This is a genomic window from Tenacibaculum sp. TB-56 (assembly GCF_059716275.2).
In genome coordinates, this window is the sequence record NZ_CM201367.1 from 2647694 (window position 1) to 2668963 (window position 21270).

General features: G+C 31.9%; 19 protein-coding genes. 8 read left to right on the forward strand and 11 right to left on the reverse strand.

Going from position 1 to position 21270, the window contains the following annotated elements:
• Positions 1-41 precede the first annotated feature (41 nt).
• The gene (locus tag AC3VI6_RS12710) at positions 42-1664 is read right to left on the reverse strand and encodes an ABC-F family ATP-binding cassette domain-containing protein (RefSeq protein WP_497706472.1); all 1623 of its coding nucleotides are present in this window, start codon (positions 1662-1664) and stop codon (positions 42-44) included.
• Positions 1665-1841: 177 nt separating this feature from the next.
• Between AC3VI6_RS12710 and AC3VI6_RS12715 the strand changes: the two genes are divergently transcribed.
• The gene (locus tag AC3VI6_RS12715; RefSeq protein WP_497706473.1) at positions 1842-3203 is read left to right on the forward strand and encodes a hypothetical protein; all 1362 of its coding nucleotides are present in this window, start codon (positions 1842-1844) and stop codon (positions 3201-3203) included.
• A 120-nt stretch (positions 3204-3323) separates the two neighbouring features.
• Positions 3324-5138, forward strand: a complete 1815-nt coding sequence (locus AC3VI6_RS12720; RefSeq protein WP_497706474.1) for a DEAD/DEAH box helicase — start codon at positions 3324-3326, stop codon at positions 5136-5138.
• 63 nt (positions 5139-5201) lie between these two features.
• Here the strand turns inward: AC3VI6_RS12720 and AC3VI6_RS12725 are convergent, their stop codons facing one another.
• The 8 genes from AC3VI6_RS12725 to AC3VI6_RS12760 form a co-directional block, all read right to left on the reverse strand.
• The gene (locus AC3VI6_RS12725; RefSeq protein WP_497706475.1) at positions 5202-6032 is read right to left on the reverse strand and encodes a prohibitin family protein; all 831 of its coding nucleotides are present in this window, start codon (positions 6030-6032) and stop codon (positions 5202-5204) included.
• 34 nt (positions 6033-6066) lie between these two features.
• Complete coding sequence (locus tag AC3VI6_RS12730; protein ID WP_497706476.1) at positions 6067-6975, reverse strand: cation diffusion facilitator family transporter; 909 nt, start codon at positions 6973-6975, stop codon at positions 6067-6069.
• A gap of 69 nt (positions 6976-7044) precedes the next feature.
• Complete coding sequence (locus AC3VI6_RS12735; RefSeq protein ID WP_497706477.1) at positions 7045-8733, reverse strand: TonB-dependent receptor plug domain-containing protein; 1689 nt, start codon at positions 8731-8733, stop codon at positions 7045-7047.
• Positions 8621-9199 carry a carboxypeptidase-like regulatory domain-containing protein gene (locus AC3VI6_RS12740; RefSeq protein ID WP_497706478.1) on the reverse strand — a complete coding sequence of 193 codons (579 nt, stop codon included), beginning with the start codon at positions 9197-9199 and terminating at the stop codon, positions 8621-8623. The genes AC3VI6_RS12735 and AC3VI6_RS12740 overlap by 113 nt, the downstream gene beginning before the upstream one ends.
• A gap of 100 nt (positions 9200-9299) precedes the next feature.
• On the reverse strand, positions 9300-9638 hold the full coding sequence (locus AC3VI6_RS12745) for a hypothetical protein (RefSeq protein WP_497706479.1): 339 nt from the start codon (positions 9636-9638) through the stop codon (positions 9300-9302).
• A gap of 42 nt (positions 9639-9680) precedes the next feature.
• Positions 9681-10073, reverse strand: a complete 393-nt coding sequence (locus tag AC3VI6_RS12750; RefSeq protein WP_299003061.1) for an acyl-CoA thioesterase — start codon at positions 10071-10073, stop codon at positions 9681-9683.
• Between the two features lie 66 nt (positions 10074-10139).
• Entirely contained in the window at positions 10140-12158 is a 2019-nt protein-coding gene (locus AC3VI6_RS12755) for a VWA domain-containing protein (RefSeq protein ID WP_497706480.1), read from the reverse strand.
• Positions 12159-12240: 82 nt separating this feature from the next.
• On the reverse strand, positions 12241-12648 hold the full coding sequence (locus AC3VI6_RS12760) for a group III truncated hemoglobin (RefSeq protein ID WP_497706481.1): 408 nt from the start codon (positions 12646-12648) through the stop codon (positions 12241-12243).
• A 136-nt stretch (positions 12649-12784) separates the two neighbouring features.
• Between AC3VI6_RS12760 and AC3VI6_RS12765 the strand changes: the two genes are divergently transcribed.
• From AC3VI6_RS12765 to AC3VI6_RS12775, 3 genes are all read left to right on the forward strand, one after another.
• Positions 12785-13315: a Crp/Fnr family transcriptional regulator gene (locus tag AC3VI6_RS12765; protein WP_497706594.1), complete on the forward strand. Its 531-nt coding sequence runs from the start codon at positions 12785-12787 to the stop codon at positions 13313-13315.
• A 287-nt stretch (positions 13316-13602) separates the two neighbouring features.
• Positions 13603-14142 (forward strand): TPM domain-containing protein, encoded by a 540-nt coding sequence (locus tag AC3VI6_RS12770; protein ID WP_497706482.1) that lies wholly within the window; start codon positions 13603-13605, stop codon positions 14140-14142.
• A 163-nt stretch (positions 14143-14305) separates the two neighbouring features.
• A complete protein-coding gene (locus AC3VI6_RS12775) occupies positions 14306-14950 on the forward strand; it encodes an alpha/beta hydrolase (RefSeq protein WP_497706483.1) in 645 nt (214 codons plus the stop codon).
• 54 nt (positions 14951-15004) lie between these two features.
• On the opposite strand, the gene AC3VI6_RS12780 is transcribed toward AC3VI6_RS12775, so the two are convergent.
• Positions 15005-15970 carry an IS110 family RNA-guided transposase gene (locus AC3VI6_RS12780; protein ID WP_497705913.1) on the reverse strand — a complete coding sequence of 322 codons (966 nt, stop codon included), beginning with the start codon at positions 15968-15970 and terminating at the stop codon, positions 15005-15007.
• A 460-nt stretch (positions 15971-16430) separates the two neighbouring features.
• Between AC3VI6_RS12780 and AC3VI6_RS12785 the strand changes: the two genes are divergently transcribed.
• A complete protein-coding gene (locus AC3VI6_RS12785; RefSeq protein WP_497706484.1) occupies positions 16431-16874 on the forward strand; it encodes a hypothetical protein in 444 nt (147 codons plus the stop codon).
• Between the two features lie 335 nt (positions 16875-17209).
• Here AC3VI6_RS12785 and AC3VI6_RS12790 read toward each other — a convergent pair whose 3' ends face one another.
• Complete coding sequence (locus tag AC3VI6_RS12790) at positions 17210-18265, reverse strand: IS110 family RNA-guided transposase (RefSeq protein WP_497704953.1); 1056 nt, start codon at positions 18263-18265, stop codon at positions 17210-17212.
• 255 nt (positions 18266-18520) lie between these two features.
• Here AC3VI6_RS12790 and AC3VI6_RS12795 point away from each other — a divergent pair, with 255 nt between their 5' ends.
• Both AC3VI6_RS12795 and AC3VI6_RS12800 read left to right on the forward strand, forming a co-directional pair.
• Positions 18521-19525 carry a redoxin domain-containing protein gene (locus AC3VI6_RS12795; RefSeq protein WP_497706485.1) on the forward strand — a complete coding sequence of 335 codons (1005 nt, stop codon included), beginning with the start codon at positions 18521-18523 and terminating at the stop codon, positions 19523-19525.
• Between the two features lie 236 nt (positions 19526-19761).
• Complete coding sequence (locus tag AC3VI6_RS12800) at positions 19762-21231, forward strand: hypothetical protein (RefSeq protein ID WP_497706486.1); 1470 nt, start codon at positions 19762-19764, stop codon at positions 21229-21231.
• The last annotated feature ends 39 nt before the right edge of the window (positions 21232-21270 follow it).

Here is a 21270-nt window from a genome sequence, read left to right on the forward strand (position 1 = left end):
CAAAAAAGGGAACCAATTTGGTTCCCTTTTTTGTTATTGTATTAAGAATACATTTGTTCTCTTAATTCTTTTACCTTAGGATCATCTAAATAATCATCAAAAGTTGAATATTTATCAATGATTCCTTTTGGTGTAATTTCTATAATTCTATTAGCAACCGTTTGAGCAAACTCGTGGTCATGCGTAGTAAACAACACAGTTCCTTTAAAGTTAATTAACGAGTTGTTTAATGCCTGAATAGATTCTAAGTCTAAGTGGTTAGTTGGTTCATCTAACATTAAAATGTTCGCTCTGGTCATCATCATACGAGATAACATACAACGTACTTTTTCTCCTCCTGATAATACATCACTCTTTTTTAATGCCTCTTCTCCAGAGAAAATCATTTTCCCTAAGAAACCTCTTAAAAACACTTCTTCTCTCTCTTCTTCAGTTTGTGCATATTGACGTAACCAATCTACTAAATTCAATTCTCCATTTTGGAAATATTCAGAGTTATCAGCTGGCAAATATGATTGTGTAGTAGTTACACCCCAATTGTATTTTCCTGAATCAGCTTCTTCATTTCCTGAAATTACTTGATAAAATGCTGAAGTAGCTTTTGAGTTCTTTGAAATAATAGCTACTTTGTCTCCTCTATTCAAGTTAATATCTACATTTGAGAATAATAACTCTCCTTCTGCATCCTTTTTTGATAAACCTTCAATATTTAAAATCTGATCTCCAGCTTCTCTATCTCTTTCAAAAATAATAGCAGGGTAACGACGTGAAGACGGCTTAATTTCATCTACATTTAATTTCTCTATCATCTTCTTACGAGAAGTTGCTTGTTTAGACTTTGCAACGTTTGCAGAGAAACGACGGATAAACTCTTCTAATTCTTTCTTTTTATCTTCTGCTTTTTTGTTTTGTTGCGCTCTTTGTTTAGCTGCTAACTGAGAAGATTCGTACCAGAATGTATAGTTACCAGAAAAATGGTTGATTTTTCCAAAATCGATGTCAGAAATATGTGTACAAACTGCATCTAAGAAGTGACGGTCGTGCGATACTACGATTACGGTGTTATCATAATTTGCTAAGAAATTCTCTAACCAAGAAATTGTTTCAAAATCTAAGTCATTGGTAGGCTCATCCATGATTAATACATCAGGATTACCAAACAACGCTTGCGCTAATAATACACGTACTTTTTTCTTCGGATCAATCTCAGATAGTAAAGTATAATGATCTTCTTCTTTAATCCCTAAGTTTGATAGTAAACTTGCAGCTGAAGCATCGGCATTCCACCCGTCCATTTCTTCAAAACGAACTTGTAACTCACCTATTATTTCTGCATTTTCATCAGTATAATCAGCATACAATGCATCTATTTCCGACTTAATTTTATGCAGTTCTTTGTTTCCCATTAATACTGCTTCTAAAGCGGTATATTCATCAAAAGCGTAGTGATCCTGTGTTAAAACAGACATTCTTTTTCCTGGCTCTAGGTGAACGCTTCCTGATGTTGGATCTTGTTTTCCTGATAAAATCTTTAAAAAAGTTGATTTACCCGCTCCATTTGCTCCGATAATTCCGTAGCAATTTCCTTGTGTAAACTTTGTGTTTACTTCATCAAACAAAACACGTTTCCCAAACTGAACTGATAAATTAGAAACTGATAACATGTATAGTATTTTAAATTCCGTGCAAAAGTATAAAAACTAAAGAGTATAAAAGAATTTGCATGAAAGTTTTTAACATATTACTTTTGAGACTTTTTAATTCATTTTAACAGCGAATTAACAGCCTTATTAAGAAGAGTTCTCTATTTTTGAGCATTGATATTTAGGGTAATTTCAAGCATGATTAAGTATTTAATACCTCTCTTATTAGTTACACTTATTGGATGTAAAAATTCTGATAATCAAAAACCTACCTATTTTGGGGGTAAAATTATCAATCCTAAATCTGACTTCGTTATTTTATCAGACAATTACGAATTTAAAGACACAATTCCTTTAAATAAGAATAATACCTTTTTAGGAAATTACACCAATATTAAAGAAGGTTTGTATATTTTTTATCATGGTAATGAGCATCAATACGTGTTCTTACAACCTTCTGATAGCACTTTAATCAGGCTAAATACGTGGGATTTTGATGAATCTTTAGTTTTTAGCGGTAGTAATGCAGAAAAAAACAACTTATTGATAGAAGCTTTTTTACAGTATGAACAAGATGAAAAAGCAATTGCAAGATACTTTCATTTACCACAAAATCACTTTACTCGAAAAATGGATTCTTTAAAACAGATTAAGGATGCCATTTTAACAAAACACAATGAAAGCGACTTAAACCCTTCTACAAAGTTTTCTAACCTTTTAGATATTGCTTTAAACTACCCTATATATACAAACTTAGAAAAGTACGCTATTAAAAATGCTACTAAAAAAGAACCTCAAACTTTAGCTAACTCTTACTATAGCTATCGTACTAAAACTGATGTTTGTAATGATTCCTTAATGTTTTTTGGTCCGTATTATAGATTTATAATCGAAAAAATATACAACGATGTATATCAAAAAAACAGCGTTAAGAAATTAGATAATTTTACAGTAGAACTACTTAATTCAATTGATAAAAATATTGATTCCGAAGAAGTTAAAAACAGATTATTATATAACGCAGTTGTTGGTCACTTTTTTAAAGAACCTAACTACGAAAAGAAAAATGAAACTTTCTTTACCTTCTTTAAACTTAATACCGACAACGAGCAAAAGAAAACTATACAACGTTTAATTAACGATTTAAAACTCTTAAATAAAGGAGAAACACTTCCTTCTTTTGATTTAATTTCAGCTGATGGAGGACTTGTTGATATTAAAAATGTTGCTAAAGGAAAGAATACAGTCGTTTTATTTAAAAATTATAAATATGCCTCTGACGACTGGGTGTCTTCCAGGTTTAATCACTTAATCAAAAATAACCCTGATGTTAATTTTGTTTTAGTAAACCTATGCGATACCTCTAGAAGATACACTAAAAATATTGATATTAAATATCAATACACGCTTCCAGAAGAAAGTCCAACTTGTGAATATTCTTCGAGTAAATTTTCTCGTTTGGTTTTAGTTGATAAAAATGGAATTATCCAAAACGGATATACTAGCTTATCTTCTTCAAGTATCAACCAAGAAATCAATAACTTACAAAATTTAAAATAGTTAGCTGCTATTCATTTTATTTAGTGTACTTTTGCACCGTCCAAAAAAAATCGTAATTAACGATTAATAATATTAATAGAATTCGCGGAGGGGCATCTGTGAGTTCTCTAAAAACACAGTATGTCTACATTTTTAGATTTAGGTTTGCAAGAACCTATCAATAAGGCATTGACCGATTTAGGTTACGAAAAGCCAACAGTAATTCAAGAAAAAGCAATCCCACAAATCCTTTCTTCTTCCGAAGATTTAAAAGCTTTTGCACAAACAGGTACCGGTAAAACAGCTGCTTTCAGCTTACCAATTATCGAGCTTGCTGATCAAACAAGCATGCACACCCAAGCAATTATCCTATCTCCTACTCGTGAGTTAGCGGTGCAAATAGGTAATAATATTGAAGAATTTTCTAAATACTTACCTAACTTAAAAGTGGTTACCGTTTACGGTGGTGCTAATATTGAAGAGCAAATAAAAAAATTAAAAAAAGGAGCCCAAATTGTTGTGGGTACTCCTGGTAGAACAGTAGATTTAATTAAAAGAAGAGCCTTAAAACTTGGTAATGTTAAGTGGTTAGTACTTGATGAAGCCGATGAAATGCTTAACATGGGGTTCAAAGACGAGTTAGATCAAGTTTTAGAAGCTACTCCTGAGAGCAAACAAACATTATTATTCTCTGCTACTTTCCCTAGAGAAGTAGAAGATATTGCTAAGAACTACATGAGAAATCCTGTTGAAATTGCTTCAGGACAAAAAAATCAAGGTTCAGATAATGTAAGTCATGAATATTATTTAGTAACCGAAAAAACACGTTACCCAGCTTTAAAAAGAGTTGCAGATTTAAACCCAGATATCTACGGAATTGTTTTTTGTAGAACTCGTAGAGAAACTCAAGAAGTTGCTAACAACTTAATTAAAGACGGTTACAATGCTGATGCGTTACATGGTGATTTATCTCAAGCGCAACGTGACTCGGTAATGGAGAAATTCCGTGAGAAAAATATTCAAATATTGGTAGCTACTGATGTTGCTGCTCGTGGTTTAGATGTTAATAACCTAACGCATGTTATTAACCATAAATTACCAGACCAAATAGAAAACTATAACCACCGTAGTGGTAGAACTGGTAGAGCTGGTAACAAAGGAATTTCAATTGCATTAGTTACTAAAAAGGAACAAGGTAAATTACGTCCTATTGAGCGTATTATTAAAAAGGAATTCATCCACACTCCTGTTCCTTCTGGTAAAGAAATTTGTCAAAATCAATTATTTCATTTAATTGATAAAGTGCATAATACTGAAGTAAACACAGATCAAATTGAAAACTTTTTACCAAGTATTTACGAAAAATTAGAAGATTTAACCAGAGAAGAATTGATTCAGAAGTTTGTTTCGTTAGAATTTAACACCTTCTTATCATATTATGAAAATGCTCCTGACTTGAACAACTTATCATCTAGAGATAATTCAAGAGGACGTTCTTCTAGTGAAAACATGACTCGTTTCTTCATCAATTTAGGAAGAAAAGACCGTTTAAATCCAGCTAAATTAATCGGATTAATTAACGATCAAAATATTGGTGATAAAATTGAAATTGGTGCGATTGATATTTTAGACACTTTTTCTTTCTTTGAAATAGACAAGAACTACGAAAAAGAAACTTTAGATGCTTTTTCTGATAACGAACCAGATTTTAACGGTCGTTCAGTAAATGTAGAAATTACAAAAACCGATCGTGGTAACGGCGGCGGTGGTAGAAAACCTCGTAGAAGCGGCGGTGGAGGTAATTTTAGCGGAAAAGGTCGTAGAAGCAATGATAGAAATGACAAACCTTCTGACTCTAAAAAAAGTTTTGGTAGAAGACGTAGCAACGAACCTTCTTCTAGAAAAGGAGATAACAAACCTGCTACTGGATTCGGAAGAAAACGTAGAAGAGGTTAAAACTCATCATAAATAAAAAAGCAGCTCAATGAGCTGCTTTTTTATTTATAGAATTGGAATTAACTATTGATTTCCTAAAATAATTGGCATTCCACTTTTTCCAGAACCAATAATAACTACTTTACTATTTTGAGAGTTAGCTAATCTATTCGTAGCTTCTATTCCTTTATCTTGTAAAATTTTATCAGTTAACGAAGCACTTAAAATTTTGTTCGCATCAGCTTTACCTTTTGCTTCAATAATTTGTTTTTCTGCTTCTTTTTGAGCTGTTACCAATCTAAATTCATATTCTAATGACTCTTGTTCTTGTTTTAATTTACGCTCAATAGCTTCTTTAATGGTTGAAGGCAATGTTACATCTCTAACAAGAACTTCATTTAATTGAACGTATTGAGATTCTAAAATCTTTTTTGTTTCAATAAAAATTTCATCTTGAATAGCGTCTCTTTTACTTGAATACAATTGTTCTGGTGTATAACGCCCTACCACACTACGTGCAGCTGAACGAATTGCAGGCTGAATTACACGCTGTAAATAGTTTTCTCCTAATACCTGATGTAATTTCCCTAAATCGTTATAAACTGGCTTGTACCAAGCTGAAGCATCAATTTTTATCTCCAACCCGTTAGACGATAGCACCTTCATCTTTTCAAAAAGCTCTTGTTGTCTTACTTCATAAACATGTACTTTGTTCCAAGGAGCAACTATGTGAAATCCTTCTCCTAACGGTGGTTCATCTGTTACAACTCCTCCTCCAAACGTTTTATACAATACTCCTGCTTCTCCTGAATTGATGGTTACTGTAGATTTCGCTATAAAAATTATTAAAACAATTACTACAGGTATTAACATACCGAACTTAGGAAACTTTAATTCTACTTGATTTCTTGTCATTTTTTTGTGTTTTATACTCTACTCAAATGTACAACTAAATTAAAGAACCACAGTTTTCATATTCACATTCATGAGCTGAGATCTCAAGCTCTAAAGTGATATGTTCTAAATGAAAATCATCATGTAATAACTTTTTTACCTTTTGTTTAATTTGTTTGGCTTCTTCCCAAGAAAAGCTACGCTCCTTTAAAATTAAATGTGCCGTAAAAATATTGTATTCTCCATCCATTGTCCATAAATGACAATCATGTACCCCTTCAATTTCGTCCAAAGACAATAAGTTCTTTTTAATATCATCAACCGAAATTCCTACAGGTGCTCCTTGTAAAATAATACGCAAACTTTCTTTGATATTTTTGTACACGTTAAACAATACAAAACCTGCAATAGCAATTGATAAAATAGGATCTAACACTGGCACATCCCAAAACTGCATTACAATACTTGCTACTAAAACGACTGCCCAACCTAATACATCTTCTAATAAATGTAACGATACGACTCTTTCGTTGATTGATGTTCCTTTTTTCAGTTTAAGAACAGCTGCACCATTAACAATGACACCTAAAACTGCTAACCACATCATTCCTTTAGCATCAGCACTTTCTGGAGTAATAATTCTTGGAATTGCTTCTTTAATAATAAATACAGAACCTATTACCAATACGATTGAGTTTATGATAGCTCCCAACAATGAAAATCGTTTATACCCGTACGAGTATTTTTTTGTCGGTTTTTTAGTCGATTTCTTTTGAAAATACCATGACAATCCTAAACTTAAACTATCACCTAAGTCATGTAACGCATCAGACATAATAGCCAAGCTATTGGTATAAAAACCTCCAATAAATTCAATAATTGTAAATGCTAAATTCAAGAAAAAAGCAACGGCTATATTCTCTGTTGAGCTTCCGTGTGAATGATGGTGATGATTGTGTCCCATGTTTTTATTAATTGACTTTAAATGTATTAAAAAGATGCAAAAAGAGGAGTTTTTTAACTCCTCTTCCTCTTATAACTTCACCAAGATACCTGCATTGAAAATAAATCCGTCTGTTGGTGCCCAAATATCTGTAAAAGATGGATCGTGATGCATATCTTCTATCATGTCTTGATAGTTTTGTTGTTTGGTGTCTGTAAAGTTTTCGAAATTAGCATACAAACTAATTTTCCCAAACGTTCTCATTACCATAAAGCCCATCGTCCAATAATCTGGAGTTTTAGTTAAATTATTTCTTAACTGTGAGCCCTTATAATATGCTTCATATCCTATTCGCCATTTATCATGTACTTCATACATTAATACGCCACCAAAGCTATGTTTTGGTGTCAGCGCTTTTTGATTATTGTCGATTTCAACATTGTTATAAGCATAGTTTGTAAACAGTACAAAATCTTTATACTTTAACTTTAAATTAGTTTCTGCTCCATAACTATTTAATCGACTTAAAGCATTCACAAATTCATAATTGGCTCCATTTTCTTGCAATAAAAGTGTATTTTTTAACTGTGTATAAAACACTAATTGATTAAAAGACAATGATACATTATCATTAAAAATTTTTGTTTTATAGTTTACATCTGCATTAAATCCGATAGACGTTTCTGCTTCAAAATTGGTCAAGTTAATTGGCATTACATTTTGATACGAACGCAATTCTGCATCTTCTGTAAAAATTGTAGGTATTTTATATCCTAAACCTCCTCCTATTCTACTTGATACCTTGTCATTATACTTAATAAACAAAGAAGCTCTAGGCAACACAAATGTTCCGTAGTGATCGTTATAATCTGTTCGTAAGCCACTTTCTAAAGTTAAACTGTTTGAAAGTCTCCAGTTATTTTGAGCAAACCCTCCAAAAGTAAACTGCTCGTAACTTCTATCTAAATTAGTTGTTGGATTTTCTGTAAAGTTTTCAGTGATGATATTTCCTCCAAAAACCCAATCAGAGCTAGTATTATACAAGTTATACGTTGCTTCAGTAAATGTAGCCCATTGTTTTCCATCAAACTCATAATCAGGTAGGGTTAAATTTCTTTTGAAATAACTCACACTATTTTTAAAATTAAAACTTTTAGTTTCTGAAATATCATTAGAATATGATAATTGTGTTGAGTAGCGTTCTGATTTATTTTCTTCAAAAAAACTGTGATCAGGCGTCATATTTCCTGCAATCACATCAGCATCCCCTCCAATACGATCTTCTATTGTCGTTCCGAAATTCAAACGCCACTCTTCCTTTTCATTCGGATAGTAGAATAATGACGGATTGATACTAAAACTTCTCACTTTTGGAATATCAGAAAAATGATCGTCATTCACATCAGTAGCTTGTTGTCTGTTTGCAGATCCGTATAAACTAACTCCAAATTTATTGAAACGTTCGCTATAAAAAGCGTTTAACGTACTTCCGTTACGAGAAGTCTGATCGAACATTAGGCTAATTTCTCGTTCTTCTTTTGGTTTTTTTGACACCAAATTTACCAAACCTGCAATAGCTCCTCCTCCATATAAAGTAGAAGAACTTCCTTTGATAATTTCTACTTGCTGCAAATCTAACGGAGGAATTTGCATAATACTCAATCCACTAGAAAAACCTCCAAATAACGGAAATCCGTCTTTTAGTAATTGCGTAAAACGTCCATCTAACCCTTGGATACGAATACTTTGATTGGCAGAGTTTGCAGAAGTTTGCTGCATCTGAATTCCTGTGCTTTCTCGCACGAACCATAGCAATATTTGCTGAATTCATTACTGCTTTTTCTCCTAACTCTTCTGCTCCGACAACTTCTATCCTTGTAGGTATCTCAGCAATCGTCCTTTTACTTCTTGTTGATTGAATTACAACCGCTTCTAAAGTTTCTTCATCTTCATGAAGTTCTACTACAAATTGCTTTTTTGTTGTTGGAAATTGAATAGTTTTTTCGACTGTTTCAAAACCTATAAATGATACTACAAAAGTTTGTTTTCCATTATGAATATTATTAATAATTGCAATTCCATCTAAGTTAGTTTCTGCTCCAATAGTGGTGTTTTTCACATACACCGAAGCACCTACAACAGGCTCCTTTTCATCAGAAATTACTTTAAATTCAATTGAGTTTTGTGCTGTTATTTTAACTGCAGATAGCATGATAACTACTGCTACTATTATATTTTTTAACATGTGTTATTTTTAAATTAATTATATAAAGGAAGACATCTCTTTTTCTAAAAAGATGCATAAAAACTTTCTATTTTTTGAAAGCAAATACTGAATAATTAATTTAAACTCTGGGTGGTTGGAAAATTCCTTTTAAGAAAGAAAAGTTATAAGGAACTTGGTAAAAACCAATTGTTTCTCTTATTTCAAAAAAAGGAATAATTTCGAAGTAATATTCAACAGGTACAAATTCTGCTGTAAGATTCACCACCGTACAATGATGATGATGTTCTTTGTTTCTCTCTTCTTCTGTATCATTTTGATGATGTTCGTGCTGATGTTCGTCGTTCAATACATCAAAATGCCCTTCTATTTCATCAACAAAAACTACTGCATCAGTATGCGCCTGAACTGGAGGCACAATTAACAACAAGGTTAACAATATGATGCAGAAATTTTTCAATACATTAATTTTATAGGTACAAAAGTATAAAATTTAAAGACGCTACTCTTCTTCTAGCCTATCTTTAACATATTCTATCTTGTTTTTACCATGTGCAAAAGGCTTACCTTCTTCATCTAAACTTACCATGATAATTTTATCGATTGCAATTATGGTTTTTCTAGTGATCTTATTACGAACCTCACAACATAGAGTAATTGATGTTCTTCCAAACTTCACTACGTCAATTCCTATTTCTATAATATCTCCTTGTTTTGCTGAACTTACAAAATCTATTTCAGACATAAACTTAGTTACTGTCTTCGGAATTTCTAATTGAATAATAGCATATAAGGCTACTTCTTCATCAATCCATTGTAATAATCGTCCTCCAAAAAGAGTTCCGTTAGGATTTAAGTCTTCGGGTTTTACCCATTTACGTGTATGAAATCTCATATTTTTTTCTTTTGATACAAATTTCGGCAAGAATTGAAGAAAAACCAATCTATTTTAATCGGTTTCTTAAATTTTACCATAGTATTTTCTGATAAACCACTCAATACTTAAAAAAGTAACTATCAAAAATAAAATCCATTTCCAGTCAATTAAATTTTGCTCTTTTGTGGTAGATTTTTGTGTAGTATAATACGCTTCATCATTTACCAAATCTTGCAATAATTGAGTTGTTGTATTCGGATAGAAAACTACTCCGTTTGTTTTAGATGCTAATGCTTGTAGCTTCTTTCGATTTGCATTCGTAAACTGCTCCTCGATCTGATAATCAGTTATTTTAAACTCACCATAACTCGTAATATTTTGATTTACTACGGAAACTTCATAGGTATAATCACCTGACAACAACCCTTCAACAGACACTTGATATGAGTTATTTACCAGTGAAAATGGTAGCTTCTTTTGCTCCTTTGTTTCTTTATTTGTTAACGTCAGTTCTAAATTGGCTCTGTTATCAAATTGGTAGTTTTTATCTACATAAAACGCAGTAATCGTAATAGGCGCATTGGCAGGATACAATCGTTCAGAAGTAACTTCTAATCGCTTTCGTTTTTTGTTAGAAGCTAAATACTGCGCTAAGTTTCCTATAAACGTGTCGAAACTTTCAAAATTTTGTTCTTTTAAATAACTAGATGCTCTCCACTTCCAAACACCTTCACCAAATAACATCGCATATTTCTTGTCATTTTCTTCAAAAGTTGTAAATAATGGTTGTGTGGTTTCAACTCCTGCAAATTTCTGATATAATAAACTTTGTGCTTCCTTTTTCAACTGAACCTCTCCAAACTTATCTTGTAGTGGTGGAAAATGTGTAAAACCAATATTTTCTTGAAAAAATGGTAGAAAATCAGCATTATAGAGAGCACTATATTCTTCCTTTTGATTAATAACTTTCTTTGCTACTCCTAAATTTTGACTATTAATAAAATTCCAATCGGTTTTTGTTCCTGTAATGATTAAATAATTGGATGTTATCTTCTCAAACACACTTTTGAAAGAACTGTTAGGTTGATACAATACATACAACTGATAATCATCAAATTTTATGTTTTTGTCTTGAATTAAAGCAATATCAACCTTGCGTTGTTTATTGCTTTCAATCGCTTTTTTCAGCGCTCCTAAATCAGGATGTAAAAAAGAACCTAATAATAAAACCTTGGTTTGTTCATCAAATACTTCAACTGAAAAGTTTTTGTAGTTGTTTTTAATGTTCTTTTCGTTTGGTATTTTACTGATGGATGCCGTGTAATATTGTAACCCTTTTGTTTTAGACAGCAAGTTAGTAGTAACTGTTTGTGTGGGATTATTAGGAGAAAATTCTAATTGTTTAGAAAATACTCTTTGTCCGTTTTGAAGAATTGAAAAAGTAGTAGTTATCTTGTCTTTACCTTCATAATACAACAAGGCTTCTACTGGAAACTTATTTTGTAAATAGCTGTATTTATTTACATTTAGCTGAGCTATCTGTATATCTTGATACTGCGTAGTATCGCCCACAATTATTGGAAATATTTTGTTTGTTGATGTACTAAACTCATAATCGTTTCCTTGAGTTTGATTACCATCAGTAACTAAAACTGTTGTTGAAATTTTGCCTTTATTCAACTCATTAACAGCTGTAATCGCTTTTGAAATGTTTGTTTGCGTGTCAGAAAACAATAAACTATCTAAAACACTGACCTCTTTTCCGAAGGAAAAATATTGAACATCAAACTTTTCTTGAATCCCTTCATCTTCCTTTATTTCAGAGAGCACTTTTCTTACGTTTTCTTCTTCTTTAAAAAACTGTGTAGAAAGTGAATTATCTAACAATACAGACAATATTGGTTTGCTGTTCTGAATCTCTAAAGTTCTAATCTTCGGATTGATAAAAAGTAAGCCTATTAAAAAAAGACTCAATGCTTTTAGAGCAAAAAGTAAAATATGTGTTTTTGGAGTACTTTTTACTTTGTAGAAATATTGAAAAAAAGCAATAGCTACGCTTATCAAAACGGCTAATACAATGTAAATGATAGTTATAGACTCCACTCAGCTTATTTTAGTCTGTGAAGATAAAAATATCTATTAAATAAATTGTCAAATTCTAAACTTCATTCTTTCTCTTTAAATTTTAAAGAGTGCTTTTAGGTTTGTCTTCAAACATTCTAAAAAAGAGCATAGAAGCTATGTTTCGTGCTCTTTCTTTGGCTTCGTGAGCTTTTACTCCATCGAAAAGTTCATCAACCGTTTCAAACCATAATTGTAACCAGCGACCGAAATGTTCTTGGTAGATAGAATAATCGAAATCTCTATCTACATCTTTGTGTGCTCTCATCGGATTTCCTTTAAACTTTCGCACAAAAAACAAATTGGTCTCCCAAAAATCGGTGAGCTTTTGTAAATGAGGTTCCCAAGTATCTTCAGGAATTGTTTTCAAAAAGATAGGCCCTATAAAATCATCCTTTCTAATTTTATCATTATAAAAGGTTGATACCAGTTTATACACATCTTCTCTATTTTCTATATCTCTTTTATCCATTTACAAATCGTTGTTAAAATACACCACAAAAGTATATCTTTAGCCTACCGCAATTTATGACTTAAATCATAATGATTCCAAAAGAACTCTTATTAAAATATAACGCAAAACCAAAACTTTTCAAAAAGACGAAATTATTTTCTCTGAAAAACAAACCGCACACTACTACTATCAAATAGTAACTGGAGCCATGAAAATGAATAATTTCAACGATAATGGTAAAGAGTTTATTCAAGGGATATTTTATAAAAATCAAAGTTTTGGAGAACCTCCTTTGTTTATTGATGTTACCTATCCTGCCAATGCGGTGGCTATTTCTGATAGCACGATTCTAGCTTTAGCTAAAAGTGATTTATTTAAATTACTACAAGACAACCCTGAAATTCATTTAAAAATCACTCAAAGTTTAGCCAAACGTTTGTACTACAAAGCTATTATAGCTTCAGAAATTTCAAGCCAAGAACCTGCGCATAGAGTGCTTCGCTTTATTGATTATTTAAAAGACGATGTATATAAAGTTGAAGGAAAGTACTCGTTTAAAGTAGCCTATACGCGTCAACAAATAGCCGATATTTTAGGCTTGCGTGTAGAAACGGTTATTCGGGTCATCAAATCTTTAGAAAAAAAGGGCGAAGTAAAAATTAGCAAACGAAAGGTATATCGTTAAAACTTTTTTAAAGAAACCTTTTAATGAAGTATCGATACATCATAAAAATTAATAGGTTTATGGAATTCCGTAAGAATTTGTACACACCTTGTAGTAAGGTCGCTATGATTGTATAATTAATTAACAAATAACGATAACTCGTTAATAACTTTATTTTAGGTAATTTATTGGTTTTTACTATATTTGAAAGCGTATAAAAATTGCTAAAAACTCCGCTTATACTACCGTTAAGAGAATATAACAGTAATTTTATTACATATATAAACAAGTTGCCAACAATACGAAAAATGAAAATCGGAACTAAAATATTAATCCTTTTCTTGACTTTAAATTTTCTTTCTTGCAAAGGAATTGCTCAAGAAACGGAAACTAAAAAACCGACAACTGAAATTGATTTTTCGGACAAGGAAAAAAGTTCTATTCCGAAACCAATTGGAATTATAAATGATTACGGACAAATTTTTACGGAATCAGAACGAACTGAACTATCAAAAATTCTTTATGATTACGATATTGAAACGACAAGACAAATTGTGGTGGTTACAATTGACAGCATAAAACCTTATAACGACATCCAAAAATACGCAACGGATTTAGGACAAACTTGGGGAGTTGGAACTGCCGATAAAAATAACGGATTGACAATTGTTGTGTGTAATCCTTGCAGACAAATCGGAATTGCAACAGGAACTGGAAACGAATTGATTTTGACTGACGAAATTTGTAAAAAAGTAATTGAAGAAAAAATAATACCTGAATTTAAAAACGGAGAATTTTATAGCGGAATTAAAAAAGGTGTGATAGAATTAATAGAAAAGTGGAAATAAGTACTGTTGGCAACACCGTATATAATTTATTGCTAGTTCTAGCCTACTTACGAAAATCCTCGCGGATTTTCTATTCGGTTTTTATTTGCTAAATTAGGTGCTTAAACCACGCAACAAACCATATACAAACACGTTGCCCACAATTTGAGAAAATCGTAAATCAATGAAAATAAAGTTATTAATTGGAATTCTTTTTTTCTCAATTTTATTTGCGTGTGGAAACAAAAATGATGACCGATTTATTTTCTTCCTTCATAATCGATTTTTAGAAGAACACGAACTGAATGAATTGCATCCTGAATTCGGACGAACTGAATATAACGAAATTATAGCTGAGTTTAAAAAAAATGGATTTAAAGTAATCAGCGAAAAAAGAAACGGAAATGTGAACGCTCGTGAATACGCCATCGGAATCGCCCACAAAATTGACAGCTTGATAAACAACGGGATCGAACCTGAAAAAATAACAATAGTCGGAACTTCAAAAGGTGGATATATTGCACAATACGTTTCGACCTTGGCAAACAACCTTGAACTGAATTTCGTTTTCGTAGCAAGTTTTAGAAATGATGATTTGGAAAATATCCCCGAAATCAACTTTTGCGGAAACATTTTGACCATTTACGAAAAAACCGACCCGTTCGGAGTGTCCGCAATCAAAAGAAAAGAAAGCTCAACCTGTGAAATAAGGAACTTTAAAGAAATCGAGTTAAATACTCGAATGGGACACGGATTTTTGTTCAAACCATTAAAAGAATGGATAGAACCGACAATAAAATGGGCAAATGGAAATTATGGGCTGGAATAAAAAACTGTGGGCAACAAAGAACTGAGGTAAAAAACAAGTAAATTTTATACTTTTTTAAACCAAAGTACTTTTATAATTTGCATCATAAGGCAAACCACTTTTTACTATTGCAAAAGCTTGTTTTAGTAGCTTATTACACACCGCTATTAAAGCAAGTTTTTTACTCTTACCCTTAGCTACAATTCGGTCATAAAGTTCTCTACATGTTTTGTTGTATTTACAAGCATTAAAACTACACATAAACAATAAATTTCTAAGCTTTGGATTACCCATTTTACTTATTCGAGGTCTTCCTTTTATACTACTGCCTGACTCTCTAATAACAGGAGTTATACCTGCGTAACTGCACAGCTCCTTTGCCGAAGTAAAGCGCTTAAATCCATCGGTAAAAACTAATAACATTAATGCTGTTTTACCCCCTATTCCTGGAATTGACTTTAATAAAGTCAATTCTTCTTGATAGCTCTTTTTTACATTCTCTAGCAACAAATCTTCTAATTTAACCATCTCTTTTTGTATATTTTTTAGTTGCCTTTTTAAGGAACTAACTACCAATTTTGATGGAGTTCCTAATACTGATTCGCCATGAAGCTTATTCTTTAATTGAGTAGATTGTTTCGTATAAACACTCAACAAACGTACTATTTGTAAACATTCTTGTTGTTCCTTGCTTTCTCCTTTCCATATAGAAGGGGCTTGACTTACACCATAATTATATAGCTGCTTTGCATCACTCTTATCCGTCTTTACTTTTGATAAATTCATTTGAATAAAACGTTTTATCTTCAACGGATTTTCTACTGATACCAAAACTCCTTTTTCTGTTAAAAAATAAGCTAATCGTACATGATAATACCCTGTGGCTTCCATTATACAATGAGTTAAATCACTTGTGATTAACAACAGCTCTTTAAAGCCTGATGAATCATTTTTAAACTGATACCAATTACCTTGATAATCATACACATCTAAAACATCTTTACTTACATCGATTCCTAAAAATTGTTTATTTTTACTCATAAGAAAAAAGGATTGGAAAGAAAAATAACTACTATCAATTCAACAACTTGAAATCGAGATCTTGGTCTCACAGAACTGAACGAATTTAAAGTAGTAAAGCGTAGGGATTATCAATGTTGACGAAATCTAGGTTTCAACGTATATCATAACCTTACTCTACGCTTTTTTCTTTCTGGTTTTTATTACTAAAGTTAAACAATTGCTAACTTAAGATGTATAACCGCAATTACGGCGGATTCGACTACGTCCGAATCCACTCGGAATTGCTAACGTCTGTGCTAAACCGAAAATTATTAACATTAATCCCGTAACTGACGGTTATACGAGACCGTTGGCTGTCATTATTTAAAATGAAATATCTAAGTTTATAGTTTTTATTTTAGGATTAATAAGTTGTAATTCGAGTTTAAATAATGAGAAAAAAGAATCTGAATTAGGCAGATCAAAAAATGATAATAGTATGAGCATTCCCATCACAAAAAAACTCTCAGAAGATAAATTAGGTAAAATATCAATAAAAGAAATTATTTATGCAGAATTTGCAGAAGGCGGAGCAATGGGAAATGCTGGAGGATCAATTTTTTACATTATTGAAAATGAGGATGTTATTTGTTATGAAACTAATTTATCAAATAATGCAGATTTGTATTTGGAAATAAGAGAAGCTCTTATTCAACACCAAAATGTATTAAAATATGATAATATTGAAAAAAAGGAATTGATTTTTGATTATCATTATGGTGGTATGGGTAATCATGTATTCATAAATAAGAATATTTCGTTGAATAAAGAAAAAGATTATTTTGTATACCAAACAGGTAAAAATAGCTATGCGATTTATTGCTCTGTTTTAGGAGTATTTGATTATGTTGTAAATTCTATTGATAATTCATCGAATAAATAACGAACAGCTAACAACGCCTCCTATGAAAAGCACTAGTCTAGTTTTTCAAAGTTACTATATTTATTTTTAATTCTTACATAATAATAATTTTAGGGTGTTGAATTGTTGATAATTCCGAAGGATTATCAATACTTCAATACCTTATAACTTGCTCCGCATCCTATATGTGATCAACTCTATTGGTCGTCACCAGCATCTGTATGATTATAAGTTATAATAAGTCCAGCCACTTGCTATAAAAATGTGATCTTCGGGTTAATTTTGAAGTCACCCACGTTGTTTTGTGATATGGACTCTAAATACTTCTTTTCTGAGCTTTGTTATTGATTTATATACTATTCTATAACTCCTATCTCATAAGGAGTCTCTGTTTTGATAACGGCCAAAGTTCTACTAAGTAACTTACGAGCTATCTTTATGATTATCTTCTTAGTATCCTTACCATAATGCTTTCGGTAATAATGCTGCATCACTGGGTCTGTTCGAATCGCCTGCCATGAGGCTTCTATAAAATATGATCGCATTAATCGATGTGCTCGTGGCGTTATACCTATCGTTTTATAATTATCACCACTCTGATAAATACCTGGAGCTAACCCTACATAACCTGCCAAGTGTTTTATGCTATTAAACCTGCGTAAATCTCCTAATTCACTAATAATTCCACAAGCTACAATTCCACCAATACCCGGTATGCTTCTAAGCAAATAATAATCTTTCTTAAAATGCTTACGACAATAAGCTCTTAACTGATTACTAACTAAACGTAAATCTTCATCTACAAATCGAAAATAACGCATCCTACTCTCTAAGCTTGCTTTTGCTATTGCATATTCAAATATTATATCATCTAACCACCCCCGAAAACCATGACTCCAATGGTCATTATCGTACTGTTCTGGAACTTTTATTCCAAAGTAGAGCAACTGCATTTTTATGTAACTCTTGATACGTCTAAAATCCTTTACCAAATCATTACGCCTACGAAATAAACTACGCAAAGCTTCACGATGCTCATCGGGCACATAAATACTACTTAATCGACCATCTTTCAATTCTCTACTAATCAACTGTGCATCTATACGATCGGTCTTTGTAAAACGCTCTTTCCCCTTACGATGGATATCGGCAGGATTAACTACTAAAGAGCGCCAGCCATAACTCTCAAAACAACGATGGGCATAATAGCCACAACATCCTGCCTCATAAGCTGTACTTACATCATATCCCGAAAAATGTCTATCAACATAAGCTTTCAATTGCAAAGGGTCTGGTGGCATACTAAAACTTTTGCCAGAAAATAGATCTGTTGAACAATGAACTTTCCAGCTGCGCTTGTGTATGTCAATTCCTATATATAATTTAGTGTCGGCAGTAATTTGAGTATTCATATCTTTATGTTTTTGTGAACTTTAAAGATACTCGTCTTACTGCTTTTTCATGGATGCTATAAGCAATAGCGGGTTAAGTGTTTAATTTAAAGTTAAGTACATTTTAGTCGCTACTTGCAAATTCATTTCCTTTTCGTAAATTTAGCAAATGAAATTTGCAAGTAGCTTACGTCAGTCTAAACCGAAAAGTTCGGCTTCCAAAATCCGCTACTGCTCATACACGATACCGTTAGCAACAAGCAAAGACGAACATCGATGAGAAACACAATCTTTGGGATAATTTTAATATTGTTTAGTTCTTGCAACGATAAATCAAGTGCTGATTTTTCTCTGACAGGAAAAACGAAAGGAATTGAAAACGGAACAATGATTTATTTAGATAATGCTGATAGCCAAACTATTGACCTTATCGATTCTACAAAAGTTGAGAACAATTCGTTTGTTTTTAATACAGAATTACCAAATTCACCTTTACACGTAGTTTTAAGAACTAATGACGATTCTCATTATAGATTCTTATGGTTAGAAAATAAATCTATGACTTTTGACGCATCACAAAATGACTTTGAAAATGCAATTGTAATTGGTTCAAAAGTGGAAAATTCGGCTCAATCTTTAAGAAAAGAACTTGAAAATCTTTCAGAAGAAAACCAGAGAAAAAAGGAGATAGAATTTATAAAGAAACATCCGAATAGCATTGTAAGTGCAGAAACACTTTCGACCTATTTAACGACTTTTGGTAAAAACGAAACCAAGGAACTTTTTGACCTATTTTCGGAAGAAAACAAGCTATCAAAATACGGAAAGATAATTTCGTCCTACCTTGAACTGAAAGAACAAGCCGAAATCGGTGGACAATTCATAGATTTTGAAATGGTTGACAAAAACGGAGAATTAAAAAAACTTTCAGACTTAAAAGGTAAAATCATTTTTCTTGACTTTTGGGCTTCTTGGTGTGCACCTTGCAGAAAAGAAAACCCGAATTTGGTAAAAACTTACGAAAAGTTTAAACCAAAAGGATTTGAAATATTTGCTGTTTCATTGGACGAAAACAAAGAAAATTGGATAAAAGCAATTGAGAAAGATAAACTGAATTGGTATCACGTTAACGATTTAAAAGGAAACGGAAATAAGGCCTCTCTAATTTATGGAGTTGAGGGAATTCCTGACAGTTTTTTAATTGACCAAAATGGAATAATTGTAGCGAGAGATTTACGAGGAAAAGAGTTGGATAAAAAGTTAACCGAACTAATGGAATAATGCCAGTTGCTAACAACGTATATAGCTCATAGCTAGTTAGTTGCTTAATCGAAGTTAAGGTATATTTGCAAGTCCGCCAAATTTTTTAATTTGGCTTATTGAAAAGAAAAAGTAATAAGAAAATTAAAAAATTCGGCTCGTGCTTAACCGAAAAATAATCGCTAATTTGCACGCTACGAGCCATATACAAGACCGTTGTGCATAATACGAGAAAAACCGAAACTAACTTGAATTAAATGGAAGAAAGAAGAATCTTAACAGAGCCTGAAAAATTACAATTATTAGAAAATCACACCAATTGCTATTTGTGTCAAAAAACTTTAGAAGGCTATTCTCGTGAGGAAATCCAGTTTGACCACATTTATAGTTATGCAGATGGATTTCCACAAGACATAAGTAATTTTGCACCAGTTCATTCTTCAAAAATAGAAGGAAAACAAAATTGCCATAAGGCAAAAGGAAGAAAAAAACCAGTTGACTATCGAGAAGAATTAAGAATTTTAAACGAACTTGATAAAATTGACGGGTTAAAGGATTTAAGACCAAAGGCAATCGAATCTGTTTTTTCAATTAGTGAAAATCGAGATAAAATTACTTTTAACGGAATTGAATTACCTCTCTATAATCAAAAAATCGGAAGTGAGGATAATTATTACTTTTTTCACGAAGTAGAAGTAAAACACATCGAAAATGATGAAAAAATACAATTACGTCCTTTAGAATCTAAAATATTACCATTAATATTTAACCTAAAAAAATCGGTACAATTACTTCCTTCTCTTGGAAGACTTGACAATAAAGAAAAGAAAGTTAAAATATTTGACGGTCAGCATAAAGCAGTTGCACAAATCATTGGAAACAACAGAAAGAAAATACCTTGCTTGGTTTTCGTTGAACCAGAAGTCTCGAAGTTAAGAGAAGTCATTTACGAAGCTCATACGTCTTTCGTTCAACAGAGATATAAAAAATCTCATATGGATGCAAAATTGGCTGATATGTATCGCCAAAAAATTGAGGACTTTAGAAAAAGAGTTGGCGATAACGAAGCACCATATTCCGAACAAGACATTTTAGGAGACAAAACATCTGCACAAAAAAGGAATTTTATTATTTCATCAATAATTGACGAAGTAAAAAATGAATTGAATTTTGTTCAAAATCTTGTGGCACAGGACAAAAAAGAACAAAAGACTAAACCAATGTTATGGCAAAGTTTGGAACGATTAATACAAGTATTTTGCAATTCAAAGTTAGTAGATGTTCCAACTGACAGTAATAAAAACTTTAGAAGTCAAGAAATTGAAAACATCTGTTTTATAATTAATGAAATTCATCGTTCTTCTATCGTAAATAAATGGAATCCAGAGAATCAAGATGATTCAAACCATATTTTGTGTAGAACTTATTATTACCGAACTGCTTTTAATAATTGGAGTCAGATTTTAGAAAAAGCACTAAAATTCTCGCTTGAACAAATGCTTGGTCACGCTGTTCAAGGAGATTTATGTTATCGAGAAACTTTTTCATCGACAACAAAAGCAAGATTTTCGACTATAATCTCAAAACTATTTAATGCACCACTTTGGGTTTTAGAAAATAATCAAAAACAAATTTCGGGTGCTAACAAAGATTCAATTGTTCAAGAATTATTTCAAAATGAACATTTGGACTATATATATTTAACAAGTATTGGAACATCGAACTAAAAAAGTACTATGCACAACAATGGCTATAAGTAATTGCTT